The organism is Burkholderia paludis (assembly GCF_000732615.1).
GTDB lineage: Bacteria > Pseudomonadota > Gammaproteobacteria > Burkholderiales > Burkholderiaceae > Burkholderia > Burkholderia paludis.
Map to the genome: position 1 here is coordinate 115,990 of NZ_JPGL01000020.1, position 13,415 is coordinate 129,404.

Below are 13,415 nucleotides of genomic sequence, written 5' to 3' on the forward strand. Positions count from 1 at the left end.
CTCCACCGTCATCGATATCGCTCCGGATGGACGCCCGGAGTCGGACCAGCGGCCCGCGGCGGACACCGCGGGCCTGCATTGCGCTCGTTCTGTGGCGCGCGGCCGGGTTCGCGTCGCCGCTCAGGCGCCGCCGAACACTTCGCGCAAATCGACCTGCCCTTGCGCGGGCCGGTCCAGCATCTTCAGTTCGACATGCTGCAGGTGGTGCGCCATCAGCGTCACCGCCCGCTTCGGATCGCCCGCCTCCAGCGCGGCGAGGATATCGTCGTGGTCGTCGCACGAGCACGGGCTGCGCCCGTGCGATTCGTACAGCGCCGACATCAGCGTCGAGCGTGCGACCAGTCCCTCGAGGCACTCGCTGAGCGTCGCATTGCCCATCAGCGTGGCGAGCGTCGTGTGGAACTCCCCCGACAGGCGGATCCACGCCGCGAAATCGTGCCGCTCGAACGCCTTGCGTTCCTTGTCGATCAGCGCGGCGACGCCCTTCAGGCGCTTCGCGCCGGGCCCGGTCGCGAGCCGCTCGACCACGGCAAGCTCGATGATCCGGCGCATCTCGAACACCTCGTGCACGTCCTGCAGCGTCGGGCTCGCGACAAACGCGCCGCGGTTCGGCTCGAGATCGACCAGCTTGTCGGTCGCGAGCTGCGCGAGCGCCTGGCGGATCGTCCCCCGCTTCACGCCGAACACGTCGCAGAGCTGCGCCTCCGTCAGCTTCGCGCCGGGCGCGAGCCGGTGTTCGAGGATCGCCGTGCGGATCCGCTCGGCGATCGCTTCGGGACTGGCCGCACCGGACGGATGGGATTCGGGCTCGTTCATGATCTGCATCGTGTGATGGTCCTCATCGTAGGGCGGACATAAATATTGTCAACAATTCTTTTCCAGCATTGCGCACAATCCGCGTGCACCGGTGTGACTCCATTCGGTGCAAGCTGCGCCATATCCTTGCATGACGGGCTTCAAAGGCCTGCCAGAAGCGCTTTTCGTCGTATACCCTGGCGGCCATTTTGTTGACAATAATGGTGCACAACCTCGCGGAGACCTGATTGCGATCAGCGAAAATGTTCGACCGTTAGTTGCGTATCAAGATAAAGAAAAAGGCGGGAAACCCGCCTTCCGATCGAGAGCGCCTGCATCAGCCGAGATGCGGATAGTCCGACAGCGTGAGCCGGAAACCGTGCGCATTCGCCACCAGTTGCGCCTGCGCGCCGAACGGCAGCGTCAGCAGGTCGGGCACATGGCCGAACTGGAGCCCCGTGACGACCGGAATCCCGATCACCGAGCGCACCTGGTCGATCATCGCCTGCATGTCGTAACCGTTGTCGTACTCGAACGGGCGCGCACCGGTGAACTGACCGAGCACGAGCGCCTGCTGGCGCGCGAGCAGCCCCGACAGGTGCAACTGATAGATCATCCGCTCGATCCGGAACGGCTGCTCGTTGACGTCCTCGATGAACAGGATGCCGCCCTCGATGTCCGGCATGTACGGCGTGCCGACGAGCGACGAGAGGATCGCGAGGTTGCCGCCCCACAGCGTGCCCGTCGCGTTCACGGCCTGCACCTGCGGCGCTTCGGCGACGATCGTCGTGGTCGGCTGCGTCAGCGTCTGCCAGAAGTGCTGCATCGTGAAATCGCTCGGCGTTTCCGCGCCGAAATCGGCGGACAGCATCGGGCCGCCGAACGTCTTGATACGCGCCTTCGCGTACAGCGCGAGCTGGATCGCCGTGAAATCGCTGTGGCCGACCAGCGCGATCGGCTGGTCGCGCAGCCTGCGCTCGAGCCCGCGATAGTCGAGCCCGTGCAGGATTCGCGCGGCGCCGTAGCCGCCGCGCACCGCGAGCGCGATGTCCGGCAGCGGCCGCTCGGGATCGGCGAGGCGGTTCAGGTCGCCTGCCCGCTCGCCGTCGGTGCCGCCGAAACGCTGGAAGCGCCGCTGCGTCGCCTCGATGTTCTCGATGCGTTGCTGCGCGGTACTGAGGCGCTCGAGCGCGCGATTGATCGCGTCGGGGTCATGCGGATAGCCGGACGGCGCCAGCAGGCGGATGGTGTAGGAGGCGGCGGGCTGCAAGGACATGGCGAAAGGTGTCGTGGCGTCAAACCTGCTTAGAGGGTCCGAACCGTCTCCGGTTCACGGCGCCGCGCGCGCCCGGCTCATGCCGGGCGACAGGCGCGGCGGGCACGCCTACGACGCGCCGGATTCGGCGTCGCGGGCCAGCCGCGCTTCGCGCAACGCGCGACGGCGTTCCGCGAAGAACGACTTCAGCGCGGCGCCGCACTCGTCGGCGAGCACGCCGCCGGTCACTTCGGTGTGATGGTTGAGTTGCGGATTCGCAAACGCGTCGATCACGCTGCCACAGGCGCCCGTCTTCGGATCGGCAGCGCCGTAGACCACCCGCGCGATGCGCGCATGCATGATCGCGCCGGCGCACATCAGGCACGGTTCGAGCGTCACGTACAGTTCGCAGCCGGGCATCCGGTAATTCTGCAACTGCTGCGCCGCCATGCGCAGCGCGGCCATTTCCGCATGGGCCGACGGGTCGTGCCCGCCGATCGGATGGTTGAAGCCGCGCGCGATCACTTCGTCGCCGCGCACGAGCACCGCGCCGACCGGCACCTCGCCGGCTGCGCGGGCCTCTTCGGCAGCGGCCTGCGCGAGACGCATGAAATGCAGGTCGCGCGCCGACACGGGCGCGGCTTCGGAAACGGGAGAATCGGCGGCGGGTACGGCCGCCGGCGCGGCTGCATCGTGCAGCGCGTCGGACGTCACATCGGCCCCGCTTCGGCGGACACGTCGTCGAGCCCGCGCTCGCACAGGCGTTCCGCGATGCGCCGGCAGTAGTCGCGCGGCATCACCATCGGCCCGCCGCGCAGCGACTCCAGCGCCATGTCGAGCGCCAGGATCTTCGCCTGCAGCCGGCAACGCGCGGCACGGTCGCTGACCGCCTGCACTTCGTCGTGCAGGTTGCGCAGCGCGCGCAATTGCTCGACGGCCGGCGGCACGAAGCCCGCGTTCTTCAGGATACGGTTGGCCACCCGCACCTCCTCGGGCACGAGCAGGTCGTCGTCCAGCGCCTGCGGCGCGCCGGTACCCGGCAAATCGTCGAACTCGCCCCGCGCGGCGGCGGCGGCGATACGTTGTTCGACCAGGGCGTCAAGCAATCTCATCAGTCAATCGGAACAATGCGGCAGGCCGAATTCTAGCAGGGTGACGCGGGTATGACAGGCCCTTCGAATATATGCTCGATATTGCGCTTTTTAGGGGCCGAATCGAGGCGCATGCGTGCCGATCGGAGGCTGTTGCCGCCTTGCTGCGCCGCAGCGGGCCTGGATCGGCACGCGCAAACGATGTCGTGCCCGGTTTTCCTCACGGACGATGCAGGTTCGCTCGCGCCGGCGAGGCGGATAGCGCCCCGCTTCCGTGGCCGGGTCACGCGGCCGCCGGGTCCGGCCGCGCGGTCGCGAACGGCCGGAACATCGTCGCGATCAGGAACGCACCGATGCCGACGGCGAACGAGCCGACGTACAGCCAGCCATAGCCGCCGAACGTGTCGACGACCAGGCCGCCGGCGACGGGGCCCGCGGCCATCCCGAGGCTTCCTGCCATCGCACAGCCGCCGATCACGGTGCCCATCATCCGTAGCGGAAAATTCTCGCGCGCAAGCACCGCATACAGCGGCATCACGCCCGCATAGATGAAGCCGAACAGCGTCGCGACCGCGTAGAACCCGTCGAGCGTGTGTACGAACGCGTAGCCGAGCGCGCCGAGTGCCTGCGCGAGCAGCCCCGCCACCAGCATGCGCTTTGCGCCGACGCGGTCGCCGAGGAGCCCGAACGCGATCCGGCCGCCCATGCCGGCGAACCCTTCGACGCTGTAGATCGACACGGCGGCGATCAGCGGAATCCCGCAGGTCACGGCGTAGCTGACCGTGTGGAAAATCGGGCCCGAGTGCGTCGCGCAGCAGAGGAAGTTGGTCAGGAGCAGCACGACGAACTGCGGCGAGCGCAATGCGTCCGCGACCGACATCGCCGCGGGCGCCCCCGCCGGCGCAGGCGCCGTGCGCGCGCCGGCAAGCGCGGGCGCACGGCGCACCAGCAGCGACGCCGGGATCATCACGACGGCCGCCAGCGCGGCGACCAGCAGCATCGACGTGCGCCAGTCGCGCACCGACACGAGCCATGCAGCCAGCGGCGCCATCGTCATCGGCGCCATTCCCATGCCGGCCGATACGAGCGAAACCGCCAGGCTGCGGTGGGTATCGAACCAGCCCGTCACGCACGCCATCATCGGCGCGAATATCGCGGCCGTCGCGCCGCCTACGGCGAGACCGAAGGTCAGCTGGAACGCGAGCAGCGACGTCGCGCGACTCGCCAGCGCCAGGCTCGCCGACAGCAGCACCGCGCCCGCGATGACGACCGGCCGCGCGCCGACGCGATCCGACAGGCTGCCCCATCCGATGCTCGCGAAGGCCATCGCGATGAAGCCCAGCGTCATCGCGCCGGAAATGCCGGTCATCGACCAGCCCGTGTCGCGCGCGATGGCGCGCAGGAACACGGGCAGCGAAAACATCGCGCCGATCGCGACGCAGCCCGTCAGGCCGCCTGCGGCGACGATCACCCAGCGGTATCGGGAATCGGGCATAGGGGTCTCCTCATTCGTCACGTCCATCCTCGGGAACCGGGCGGCGGCGCAGCGCCTGCCCGGTCGACATGGAAACGACGGACGACGCGTCGGCAAATCGACATGCGCCACGCACGCACCGGCAAATTTCCCCGATGGCCGGCCGAGCCGTCCGGTCTGTCCCTGCCGCACCGCTTTTCCGGAATCGGAAAGTCGAAAGCAGAAATCGTTGGTTGGGACACGGGATCGCGCTGACTACACTCGAGCCATCTTGTCATAACAAGTTGACCGATGCCCCCATCCAACGTCGTGCCGCTGTCGGCGGCCCCGCTTTACGTGCAGATCAAGGATACGCTGCGTGCGCGCATTCTCGACGGCACCCATGCACCGCACAGCCGCATGCCTTCCGAGCACGAACTCTGCGCGATGTTCGGCGTGAGCCGCATCACGGTGCGCCAGGCGCTCGGCGACCTGCAGAAGGAAGGCCTGCTGTTCAAGCTGCACGGCAAGGGCACGTTCGTGTCGAAGCCGAAGGCGTTCCAGAACGTGACGTCGCTGCAGGGCTTCGCCGAGGCGATGTCGTCGATGGGCTACGAGATCGTCAACCAGGTGCGCAGCTTCCGCACCGTCAAGGCCGACCGCCATCTCGCGACGAAACTGAACGTGCCCGAAGGCGCGCCGCTCGTCGAGATTCATCGCGTGCGGCTGCTGAATCGCGAACCGGTATCGCTCGAACAGACCTGGGTGCCCGAAGCGCTCGGCAAGCGCCTCGCGGGCGCCGATCTCGCGACCCGCGACATCTTCCTGGTCCTCGAAAACGACTGCGGCATCGCGCTCGGCCATGCCGACGTGTCGATCGACGCGATCCTCGCCGACGACGAGATCGTCGATGCGCTGCGCGTCGAGGAAAGCAGCCCCGTGCTGCGCATCGAGCGCCTCACGCATGACGCGTCGGGCGCCCCGATCGACTACGAATACCTCTACTTCCGCGGCGACGCCTTCCAGTACCGGCTGCGCATCGACCGGCAGAAGGCGCGCAAACCTGCAAGGAAACCGCGATGAGCATCCAGGTTCACGAATACGACGTCGTCGTGGTCGGCGGCGGCACGGCCGGCCCGATGGCGGCCGTCAAGGCGAAGGAACGCGACCCGTCCCTGCGCATACTGCTTCTCGAGAAGGCCAACGTGAAGCGCAGCGGCGCGATCTCGATGGGCATGGACGGCCTGAACAACGCGGTGATTCCCGGGCATGCGACACCCGAGCAGTACACGCGCGAGATCACGATCGCCAACGACGGGATCGTCGATCAGGAGGCCGTGTATGCGTATGCGGCGCACAGCTTCGCGACGATCGAACAGCTCGACCGCTGGGGCGTGAAATTCGAGAAGGACGGCACCGGCGACTACGCGGTGAAGAAGGTCCATCACATGGGCTCGTACGTACTGCCGATGCCGGAGGGACACGACATCAAGAAGGTGTTGTACCGGCAACTGAAGCGCGCGCGCATCGCGATCACGAACCGGATCGTCGCGACCCGCGTGCTGACCGACGCGCAGGGCCGCGCGAGCGGCGTACTCGGCTTCGACTGCCGCACCGCCGAGTTCCACGTGATCCGGGCCAAGGCCGTGATTCTCTGCTGCGGCGCAGCCGGCCGCCTCGGCCTGCCGGCGTCGGGCTACCTGATGGGCACCTACGAGAACCCGACCAACGCGGGCGACGGCTACGCGATGGCGTATCACGCGGGCGCCGCGCTCGCGAATCTCGAATGCTTCCAGATCAACCCGCTGATCAAGGACTACAACGGCCCCGCGTGCGCGTACGTGACGGGCCCCCTCGGCGGTTTCACCGCGAACGGCAAGGGCGAGCGCTTCATCGAATGCGACTACTGGAGCGGCCAGATGATGTGGGAGTTCTACCAGGAACTGCAAAGCGGCAACGGCCCCGTGTTCCTGAAGCTCGACCATCTCGCCGAGGAAACCATCCAGACCATCGAGCAGATCCTGCACACGAACGAGCGGCCGAGCCGCGGCCGCTTCCACGCGGGGCGCGGCACCGACTATCGCAGCCAGATGGTCGAGATGCACATCTCCGAGATCGGGTTCTGCAGCGGCCACAGTGCGTCGGGCGTGTACGTGAACGCACGCGCCGAGACGACGGTACCGGGGCTCTACGCGGCAGGCGACATGGCGGCCGTCCCGCACAACTACATGCTCGGCGCCTTCACGTACGGCTGGTTCGCCGGACAGAACGCAGCCGACTACGTGGCGGGCCGCGACCATGCGCCGGTGGATGAAGCGCAGGTCGCCGCCGAGCGCGAACGCGTGCTCGCCCCGCTGCTGCGCGAGCGCGGGCTGCCCCCCGCGCAGGTCGAATACAAGCTGCGTCGCATGGTGAACGACTATCTGCAACCGCCGAAGGTGACGCGCAAGATGGAAATCGGCTTGCAGCGCTTCGACGCAATTTATGAGGATATCGAACAAATCAAGGCCGATCACCCGCACGAGCTGATGCGCGCCGCCGAGGTGCGGGCGATCCGCGACTGCGCGGAAATGGCCGCGCGCGCGTCGTTGTTCCGTACCGAGAGCCGCTGGGGGCTGTATCACCATCGCGTCGACTTCCCGCACCGCAACGACGCCGACTGGTTCTGCCACACCTGGCTGCGCAAGCACGCCGACGGTGCGATGCGCAGCGAGAAGCGGCCGGTCGAACCGTACATCGTGCCGCTCGCCGACGACGAACGCGGCGCCTACGCGCATCTGCGCATCCGCGAACCGGCCGCGCCCGCGGCCGCCCTCTGAGGAGTTCCACCGTGCCGCATACCCCGCACGACATCTTCCTGCGCAGCAGCGCGCCCGTGACGATCGACGAGGAACGCTGCATCGCCGACAAGGGCTGCACCGTCTGCGTCGACGTGTGCCCGCTCGACCTGCTCGCGATCGACGTGACCAAGGGCAAGGCCTACATGCAGTTCGACGAATGCTGGTACTGCATGCCGTGCGAGCGCGACTGCCCGACCGGCGCCGTCAAGGTCGACATCCCTTATCTGCTCCGCTGACCCCGATCCTCGTCGCGCTCGCCCACCGCCCATGACTGCCACCGCCTTCCCTTCCCCGTCGCCCCGCGCGGATTCCTCCGACGACGATGCGCTCATGACCCGCCTCGCCGCGCCCGATGCATCCGTGCGCCGCCTCGCCCTCTTCGAACTCGCGGATCTCGAGGATCCCGGCTTCGTGTCCGCGTTCATCGCCGCGCTGCGCGCCGATCCGTCGCCCGACGTCCGCGGCGAGGCCGCCCGGCTGCTCGGCGCGTGGGAACAGCCCGACGTCGTCGACGCTCTATGCGGCGCGCTGCTCGATGCGGACGACGCGGTACGCGCCGCCGCCGCGCAGAGCCTGTCCGAACTGAAGGAGACCGAATCGGGCGCCGTCCTGTGCCGCTGGGCCGCGCGGCCCGAGCCGTTCGTGCGCTGCGCCGTGCTGCGCGGACTGCGCGAACTGCGCGACCCCGCCGCGTTCCCGCCCGCGCTGCATGCGCTCGACGCCGCGCTTCCTGCCGTGCGTGCCGAAGCCGTCGCGGTGCTCGGGTGGCTCAAGGATGCGCGCGCGCTGCCGCCGCTCGCACGCGCCGCAACGGACGATGCCGATGCGGACGTGCGGCGCGCCGCGGTCGGCGCGATCGGATTCGCGACGCCCGGCGACGCGACCGTCGTCGATGCGCTGCTCGCCGCGCTGCGCGACCACGCGTGGCAGGTGCGCGAGGAAGCGGCCACCACGCTCGGCAAGCTGCGCGTCGCGCACGCGCGCGCGCCGCTCGTCGCCGCGCTCGGCGACGAGTACTGGCAGGTGCGCCTGCGTGCCGCACGCGCGCTCGGGCAACTGCGCGATGCGGCGGCCGCGCCGGCCCTCGTCGCGCTGCTGTCGCATGCGATCGGCAATCTCCGCAAGGAAGCCGCGCTGGCGCTCGGCGAATTGCGCGAGCGCACGATACTGCCCGCACTGCACGATGCACTTGAAGATCGCGACCCCGAGGTGCGCAAGGCCGTCAGGATCGCCATCCGGCAAATCGACGAGGCGTCGCGATGATCGCGCCGACCGAAATCGCCGTCGATCATCGGGCACGCGCGCTGACGCTGCGCTGGCCCGACGGCGACACGCAGCTTATCGGCTACGCGCAGTTGCGCCGCGATTGCCCATGCGCGGAATGCCGCAGGATCCGGCGCGACGGCGGTCGCGTCGATGCGCGGCCCGATCTGACGCTGGACGGCGTCGAAGCGGCCGGCTACGGCATCCGTCTCGTGTTCGGCGACGGCCATGCGCGCGGCATCTTTCCGTGGCCGTATCTGGCAGGCATGCGGCCGTCACGCTGACGCACCGCCCGCAGCCGCGCCGGCGCAATGGCAGGCGCACCGAAACGCTGCGATACTGACGCCCACGATCGTCTCCACCCACCGTGGGAGCCAGAACATGCAAAGCGAAGTCGGATTCATCGGCCTCGGCGTGATGGGCACGCCGATGGCGCTCAATCTCGCACGGGCCGGCACGCCGCTCGTCGTGTGGAGCCGGTCGCACGGCAGCGACGACGCGCTGCGCGACGCCGGCGCGCGCGTGGCCGAACACGTCGACGACGTATTCGCCGCCTGCCGCACCGTGATCCTGATGCTTGCGAACGATGCGGCGATCGACGCCGTTCTCGCGCGCGGCACCGCCGGTTTCGCCGCCCGCGTCGGCGGGCACACCATCGTGAACATGGGCACAAACGCGCCCGGCTATTCGCGCGCGCTGGCCGATGACATCGCCGCCGCGTCGGGCCGCTACGTCGAGGCGCCCGTGTCGGGATCGCGCAAGCCGGCCGAAGCCGGTCAGCTCGTCGTGATGCTCGCCGGTGCGCCGGACGACGTCGACGCCGTCCGCCCGCTCGTGAAGCCGCTGTGCCGCGACAGCTTCGTGTGCGGCGACGTGCCCTCGGCACTCACGATGAAGCTCGCCGTGAACCTGTTCCTGATCACGATGGTCACCGGCCTGACCGAAGCCACGCATTTCGCGCAGCGCCACGGCATCGATCTCGCCCGCTTCGCCGATGTGCTGAACGCCGGCCCGATGGCGAGCGACGTGTCGCGCGTGAAGCTCGGCAAGCTCGTCACGGCGGATTTCTCGGTGCAAGCCGCGATCACCGACGTGCTGAAGAATGCGCGCCTCGTCGCCGAATCCGCCCGCGAGATCGGCATCGCGTCGCCACTGCTCGACATCTGCCACGCGCTGTACGGCGAGACCGAGCGGGCCGGACACGGATCGGACGACATGGTCGCCGTGATCCACGCGATCGAGCAACGCACCGGGAGCCTCCGATGAGTCGCCCGCCCGCCCCCGCATTCGTCCGCACCGGCGCGTAGGCATGGCCATGTCAGGATCCCCGCGTGCCGCATCCGGCGCCGCTTCGCTCGTGCGCCCCGTCCCCGCCGTGATCGGCATCGTCCTGCGCGAACGCGACGTGCTGCTGGTACGCCGCGCGAATCCGCCCGACGCGGGCTGCTGGGGCTTCCCCGGCGGCAAGATCGAACCGGGCGAGTCGATCGCGGATGCGGTCGTGCGCGAGATCGCCGAGGAAACGACCGTCGACGTCGAGGCGCTCGACACCTTTACCGCGCTGGATGCCTTCGATTACGATGCCGACGGCACCGTGCGCCAGCATTACGTCATGGTCGCGGTGCTGTGCAGATGGCTGCACGGCACGCCCGCGGCCGATGACGATGCGCTCGACGCGCGCTGGTTCGCCGTCGCCGAACTCGATCGCGACGACTTGCCGATGAGCGCGGGCGTTCGCGATGTCGCGCAACGGGCGATCCAGCGTGCGATGTGCGTTGGCGACGCACCGCGTCACCACCTTACCGACTGACCGTCGAACGCCACATCACGCCCCTGCAAACCATGATCACTCTCCGGCAATCCACCCCGGCCGACGCGACACGCGTGCTGGACATCTGGCGCGACGCCGTCGACGCCACCCATCGCTTCCTGAGCGACGACGACCGTCGCGCGATCGAATCCGAAGTCGTGGCATTCCTGCCCGGTGCGCCGCTCGATCTCGCCATCGACGATGGCGGGCGCACGATCGGCTTCATGCTGCTCGACGGCGGCCACATGGAAGCGCTGTTCGTCGATCCCGCTCATCACGGCGCGGGTGTCGGGCGATTCCTTGTGGAAGAGGCGCTCAGGCGTCATCCCGGCCTGTCGACCGACGTCAACGAGCAGAATGAAGCGGCCACGGGATTCTACGAACGGCTCGGATTCGAGCGTTGCGGACGCTCGGCGCTCGACGGACAGGGGCGGGCCTATCCGCTGATTCACTTGCGCCATCGCGCGGCACGCCCATCCTCGCCGGAACACCCGTAACCGCGGCCGACGCGCTATCGGGCCGCCCTGCCCGTCGTCCGTCACGGGCACGCATGCAAGCATCCGATGGGCAATTCGCTACGCAAACGCGGCACGCGGCGCGCACACCGACGCGCGGCCGCGTGACGCGTCACCCCCGACGTTTCGGGAACACCCGCTCGACCATGGCAGCCGCGCTCAGCATGAAGCCGTTGAACCGGTCGGCATCGCGCCGCAGCCCGGCCTGCTGCCCGCCGATCAGGCACAAGTGCACGGCCTGCCCGACGATCTCGGCCTCGCCCGAGGTACGCACCAGCCGGCGCGACGTCTCGACGGCAAACGCGAGCCGCGCCGCATCGACGCGCTGCTGGAATGCCGCGACCAGCGGATCGTGCAGCGCCCACGCGCGAATCGCGACTTCACGCCCCGGCCGCTTTTCCGCGGCGATGCGCAGGTAGCGCGCCAGCGTATCGCCGGCACCGCGGCCGCCCGCAGCATACGCGAGCATGCGCGCGGTGTAGTCGTCCTCCCACACGCTCAGCAGCGTCCGGACGAAGTCCTCGCGATTGCGGAAGTGGTGATAGAACGACCCGCGGGTCACGTTCAGCCGTCGCGCGAGGCTCTCGGCTGAAATGCCCGTGTAGCCTTCCCCGTCGAGGGCGTCGAAGCCCGCTGCGATCCAGTCGTCTCGAGTCAGTGTGCTCATCGGCATCGCCATACAGGCTGTGTATGGTGCGGCATGGACAGATAGGCTGCGAACTCTATCACGGCGTCGCCGCTCCCCGCTGCGCGCCACTACTCACGGAGTCCGCCTTGAAAGACATCGCTCTCGTTGCATTCGATCGCTTCACCGACGTCGACCTGTTCCTGATGTGGGACATCCTCGGCCGCAACGGCACGGACTGGCGCGTGCGGATTCTCGGCGCGCAGCCGGTGCTGCATTCCGCCCATGGCCTGGCCATCGCCACGCATGGGCCGCTCGCCGAAGCCAACCATGCCGACGCGGTCCTGTTTTCGAGCGGCAAGGACGGGGTGCCGGCCGCGCTCGCCCATCCCAATTTCCTGCCGTCGTTCGACCTCGATCCTGCGCGCCAGCTCGTCGGGTCGATCTGCGGCGGCGCCTTCATCCTCGAACGGCTCGGGCTGCTGCCGGAGCGCCGCGCCACCACGCACCCGGAGGCGCGCAAGGGTTTGCAGGCACTCGGCCTGCATGTGATGGACCAGCCGCTCGTCTGTCACGGCAACGTCGCGACCGCGGGCGGATGCCTCGCGTCAATCTATCTGGCGGGATGGCTGGTGGAATCGATGTTCGATGCGGACAAGCGGCGCGAAACGCTGCTGCCGGTGCTGCCGGCCGGGCAGCGGGAGATTTGCGAAGACCTGATCGAATTCAGCATCAGGCAGGGAACGGGCGGAACCGCCGGCGCGATCCGGATGGTTGAAGACGGGCGCGGGCGGGCGGCGTGAAGCAGTCGGCCGGGTTCGCGTCGATCGTACGGGACGGTCGTTTCCAGGGCTGAACGCGGCTGTCGCGGGCCGGAAGATGCTACCCTCTCGGCCACTCTGAACGACACCGCGTGAAGCAACAGGATTCGACCATGCAAACCGTTGCAGTACTGGACTTCGAAACCACCGGCCTTTCGCCGAATCTCGGCGACCGGGCGACCGAAATCGCCGTCATCCTGCTGCGTGACGGGCAAATCGTCGACCGCTTCCAGAGCCTGATGAATGCGGGCAGGCGCATACCGTCGGATGTCGTCGCACTGACCGGCATCACGAACGACATGATTGCATCGGCGCCCCCTGCGTCGACAGTCATGAGGGAAGCGGCGGCCTTCGTCGGCAAGCATGCCGTCGTCGCGCACAACGCCGGTTTCGACAAACGCTTCTGGCAGGCGGAACTCGGGATGCTCGGCATGCCGGCCGAGCATGCGTTTGCCTGCACGATGCTGGTGGCGAGACGCATTTACCCGGACGCCCAGAGTCACCGGTTGTCAAGCCTGGTGGAGATGCTGCGGCTGCCCCGGTCGGGCCGCGCGCACCGGGCGATGGTCGACGCGGAGATGGCCGGCCATCTGTGGTGCCGGTTGCAGCACGATATTGCGCGGACGTATGGACTCGATCGTATCGATCACGCGCTGATGGCACGTGTCCAGACGACGGCGAAGGCGAAAGTGCCGATGTACTTGCGTTCACTGGGGTGTTCGAACGGGTGAGAAATGGATCGACGGGGGCTACCGGGTGGTGTCAGAAGCCACCGGGAGCCGTCGGACGAACCCGGGCAAGGGATGGCTGCGTGACGCATGCCGCACCAGGTTGGATGACCCGGGCCAAGCGTTAACGCAAAACGGCCTGGCGATCGCCAGGCCGTTTCCTGTCCCGGTTGTCCAGATCCCGTCGGGCCGGCAAGTTCACCGGACCCGACATCCGCT

At 68.3% G+C, this 13,415-nt stretch carries 16 protein-coding genes; 10 read left to right on the forward strand and 6 right to left on the reverse strand.

The window, feature by feature from the left end; genetic code table 11:
- Positions 1 to 120: 120 nt before the first annotated feature.
- The 5 genes from GQ56_RS0114440 to GQ56_RS0114460 form a co-directional block, all read right to left on the reverse strand.
- Positions 121 to 825, reverse strand: a complete 705-nt coding sequence (locus GQ56_RS0114440) for a GntR family transcriptional regulator (protein WP_031399330.1) — start codon at positions 823 to 825, stop codon at positions 121 to 123.
- 307 nt (positions 826 to 1,132) lie between these two features.
- A complete protein-coding gene (gene ldcA, locus GQ56_RS0114445; RefSeq protein WP_031399331.1) occupies positions 1,133 to 2,071 on the reverse strand; it encodes a muramoyltetrapeptide carboxypeptidase in 939 nt (312 codons plus the stop codon).
- A 108-nt stretch (positions 2,072 to 2,179) separates the two neighbouring features.
- Positions 2,180 to 2,764: a tRNA adenosine(34) deaminase TadA gene (tadA, locus tag GQ56_RS0114450; RefSeq protein WP_031399332.1), complete on the reverse strand. Its 585-nt coding sequence runs from the start codon at positions 2,762 to 2,764 to the stop codon at positions 2,180 to 2,182.
- Entirely contained in the window at positions 2,761 to 3,162 is a 402-nt protein-coding gene (locus GQ56_RS0114455; RefSeq protein ID WP_031399333.1) for a DnaJ family domain-containing protein, read from the reverse strand. The genes tadA and GQ56_RS0114455 overlap by 4 nt, the downstream gene beginning before the upstream one ends.
- 262 nt (positions 3,163 to 3,424) lie before the next feature.
- Positions 3,425 to 4,636 (reverse strand): MFS transporter, encoded by a 1,212-nt coding sequence (locus tag GQ56_RS0114460; RefSeq protein ID WP_031399334.1) that lies wholly within the window; start codon positions 4,634 to 4,636, stop codon positions 3,425 to 3,427.
- A 270-nt stretch (positions 4,637 to 4,906) separates the two neighbouring features.
- Between GQ56_RS0114460 and GQ56_RS0114465 the strand changes: the two genes are divergently transcribed.
- Genes GQ56_RS0114465 through GQ56_RS0114500 form a run of 8 tightly spaced genes read left to right on the forward strand, consistent with a single transcriptional unit; the run spans position 4,907 to position 11,004 of the window.
- Positions 4,907 to 5,677 (forward strand): GntR family transcriptional regulator, encoded by a 771-nt coding sequence (locus GQ56_RS0114465; RefSeq protein WP_031399335.1) that lies wholly within the window; start codon positions 4,907 to 4,909, stop codon positions 5,675 to 5,677.
- Positions 5,674 to 7,413, forward strand: coding sequence for a fumarate reductase/succinate dehydrogenase flavoprotein subunit (locus tag GQ56_RS0114470; RefSeq protein ID WP_031399336.1), 1,740 nt, complete (start codon positions 5,674 to 5,676; stop codon positions 7,411 to 7,413). The genes GQ56_RS0114465 and GQ56_RS0114470 overlap by 4 nt, the downstream gene beginning before the upstream one ends.
- An 11-nt stretch (positions 7,414 to 7,424) precedes the next feature.
- Positions 7,425 to 7,670 carry a 4Fe-4S dicluster domain-containing protein gene (locus GQ56_RS0114475; protein WP_006764074.1) on the forward strand — a complete coding sequence of 82 codons (246 nt, stop codon included), beginning with the start codon at positions 7,425 to 7,427 and terminating at the stop codon, positions 7,668 to 7,670.
- A gap of 31 nt (positions 7,671 to 7,701) precedes the next feature.
- Entirely contained in the window at positions 7,702 to 8,697 is a 996-nt protein-coding gene (locus GQ56_RS0114480) for a HEAT repeat domain-containing protein (RefSeq protein WP_031399337.1), read from the forward strand.
- On the forward strand, positions 8,694 to 8,981 hold the full coding sequence (locus tag GQ56_RS0114485; RefSeq protein WP_031399338.1) for a gamma-butyrobetaine hydroxylase-like domain-containing protein: 288 nt from the start codon (positions 8,694 to 8,696) through the stop codon (positions 8,979 to 8,981). The genes GQ56_RS0114480 and GQ56_RS0114485 overlap by 4 nt, the downstream gene beginning before the upstream one ends.
- Entirely contained in the window at positions 8,926 to 9,963 is a 1,038-nt protein-coding gene (locus tag GQ56_RS0114490; protein WP_407638590.1) for an NAD(P)-dependent oxidoreductase, read from the forward strand. The genes GQ56_RS0114485 and GQ56_RS0114490 overlap by 56 nt, the downstream gene beginning before the upstream one ends.
- A 49-nt stretch (positions 9,964 to 10,012) precedes the next feature.
- Positions 10,013 to 10,507 carry an NUDIX hydrolase gene (locus GQ56_RS0114495; RefSeq protein ID WP_031399340.1) on the forward strand — a complete coding sequence of 165 codons (495 nt, stop codon included), beginning with the start codon at positions 10,013 to 10,015 and terminating at the stop codon, positions 10,505 to 10,507.
- Positions 10,508 to 10,539: 32 nt separating this feature from the next.
- Positions 10,540 to 11,004: an acetyltransferase gene (locus GQ56_RS0114500; RefSeq protein WP_031399341.1), complete on the forward strand. Its 465-nt coding sequence runs from the start codon at positions 10,540 to 10,542 to the stop codon at positions 11,002 to 11,004.
- Positions 11,005 to 11,134: 130 nt separating this feature from the next.
- Here GQ56_RS0114500 and GQ56_RS0114505 read toward each other — a convergent pair whose 3' ends face one another.
- On the reverse strand, positions 11,135 to 11,689 hold the full coding sequence (locus GQ56_RS0114505) for a TetR/AcrR family transcriptional regulator (RefSeq protein WP_031399342.1): 555 nt from the start codon (positions 11,687 to 11,689) through the stop codon (positions 11,135 to 11,137).
- Between the two features lie 107 nt (positions 11,690 to 11,796).
- Between GQ56_RS0114505 and GQ56_RS0114510 the strand changes: the two genes are divergently transcribed.
- Together GQ56_RS0114510 and GQ56_RS0114515 are read left to right on the forward strand one after the other, a co-directional pair.
- Positions 11,797 to 12,450, forward strand: coding sequence for a DJ-1/PfpI family protein (locus tag GQ56_RS0114510; protein ID WP_031399343.1), 654 nt, complete (start codon positions 11,797 to 11,799; stop codon positions 12,448 to 12,450).
- 131 nt (positions 12,451 to 12,581) lie between these two features.
- Positions 12,582 to 13,199 carry a 3'-5' exonuclease gene (locus tag GQ56_RS0114515; RefSeq protein WP_031399344.1) on the forward strand — a complete coding sequence of 206 codons (618 nt, stop codon included), beginning with the start codon at positions 12,582 to 12,584 and terminating at the stop codon, positions 13,197 to 13,199.
- Positions 13,200 to 13,415 lie beyond the last annotated feature (216 nt).

Bases quoted from the DNA above. Each gene is read 5' to 3' on its own strand.
- GQ56_RS0114460 (WP_031399334.1), bottom strand. From the start codon at position 4,636: ATGCCCGATTCCCGATACCGCTGGGTGATCGTCGCCGCAGGCGGCCTG.
- GQ56_RS0114480 (WP_031399337.1), top strand. From the start codon at position 7,702: ATGACTGCCACCGCCTTCCCTTCCCCGTCGCCCCGCGCGGATTCCTCC.
- GQ56_RS0114500 (WP_031399341.1), top strand. From the start codon at position 10,540: ATGATCACTCTCCGGCAATCCACCCCGGCCGACGCGACACGCGTGCTG.
- GQ56_RS0114485 (WP_031399338.1), top strand. From the start codon at position 8,694: ATGATCGCGCCGACCGAAATCGCCGTCGATCATCGGGCACGCGCGCTG.
- GQ56_RS0114455 (WP_031399333.1), bottom strand. From the start codon at position 3,162: ATGAGATTGCTTGACGCCCTGGTCGAACAACGTATCGCCGCCGCCGCC.
- GQ56_RS0114490 (WP_407638590.1), top strand. From the start codon at position 8,926: ATGCGCGCGGCATCTTTCCGTGGCCGTATCTGGCAGGCATGCGGCCGT.
- ldcA (WP_031399331.1), bottom strand. From the start codon at position 2,071: ATGTCCTTGCAGCCCGCCGCCTCCTACACCATCCGCCTGCTGGCGCCG.
- GQ56_RS0114470 (WP_031399336.1), top strand. From the start codon at position 5,674: ATGAGCATCCAGGTTCACGAATACGACGTCGTCGTGGTCGGCGGCGGC.
- GQ56_RS0114465 (WP_031399335.1), top strand. From the start codon at position 4,907: ATGCCCCCATCCAACGTCGTGCCGCTGTCGGCGGCCCCGCTTTACGTG.
- GQ56_RS0114495 (WP_031399340.1), top strand. From the start codon at position 10,013: ATGTCAGGATCCCCGCGTGCCGCATCCGGCGCCGCTTCGCTCGTGCGC.
- GQ56_RS0114515 (WP_031399344.1), top strand. From the start codon at position 12,582: ATGCAAACCGTTGCAGTACTGGACTTCGAAACCACCGGCCTTTCGCCG.
- GQ56_RS0114440 (WP_031399330.1), bottom strand. From the start codon at position 825: ATGCAGATCATGAACGAGCCCGAATCCCATCCGTCCGGTGCGGCCAGT.
- GQ56_RS0114505 (WP_031399342.1), bottom strand. From the start codon at position 11,689: ATGAGCACACTGACTCGAGACGACTGGATCGCAGCGGGCTTCGACGCC.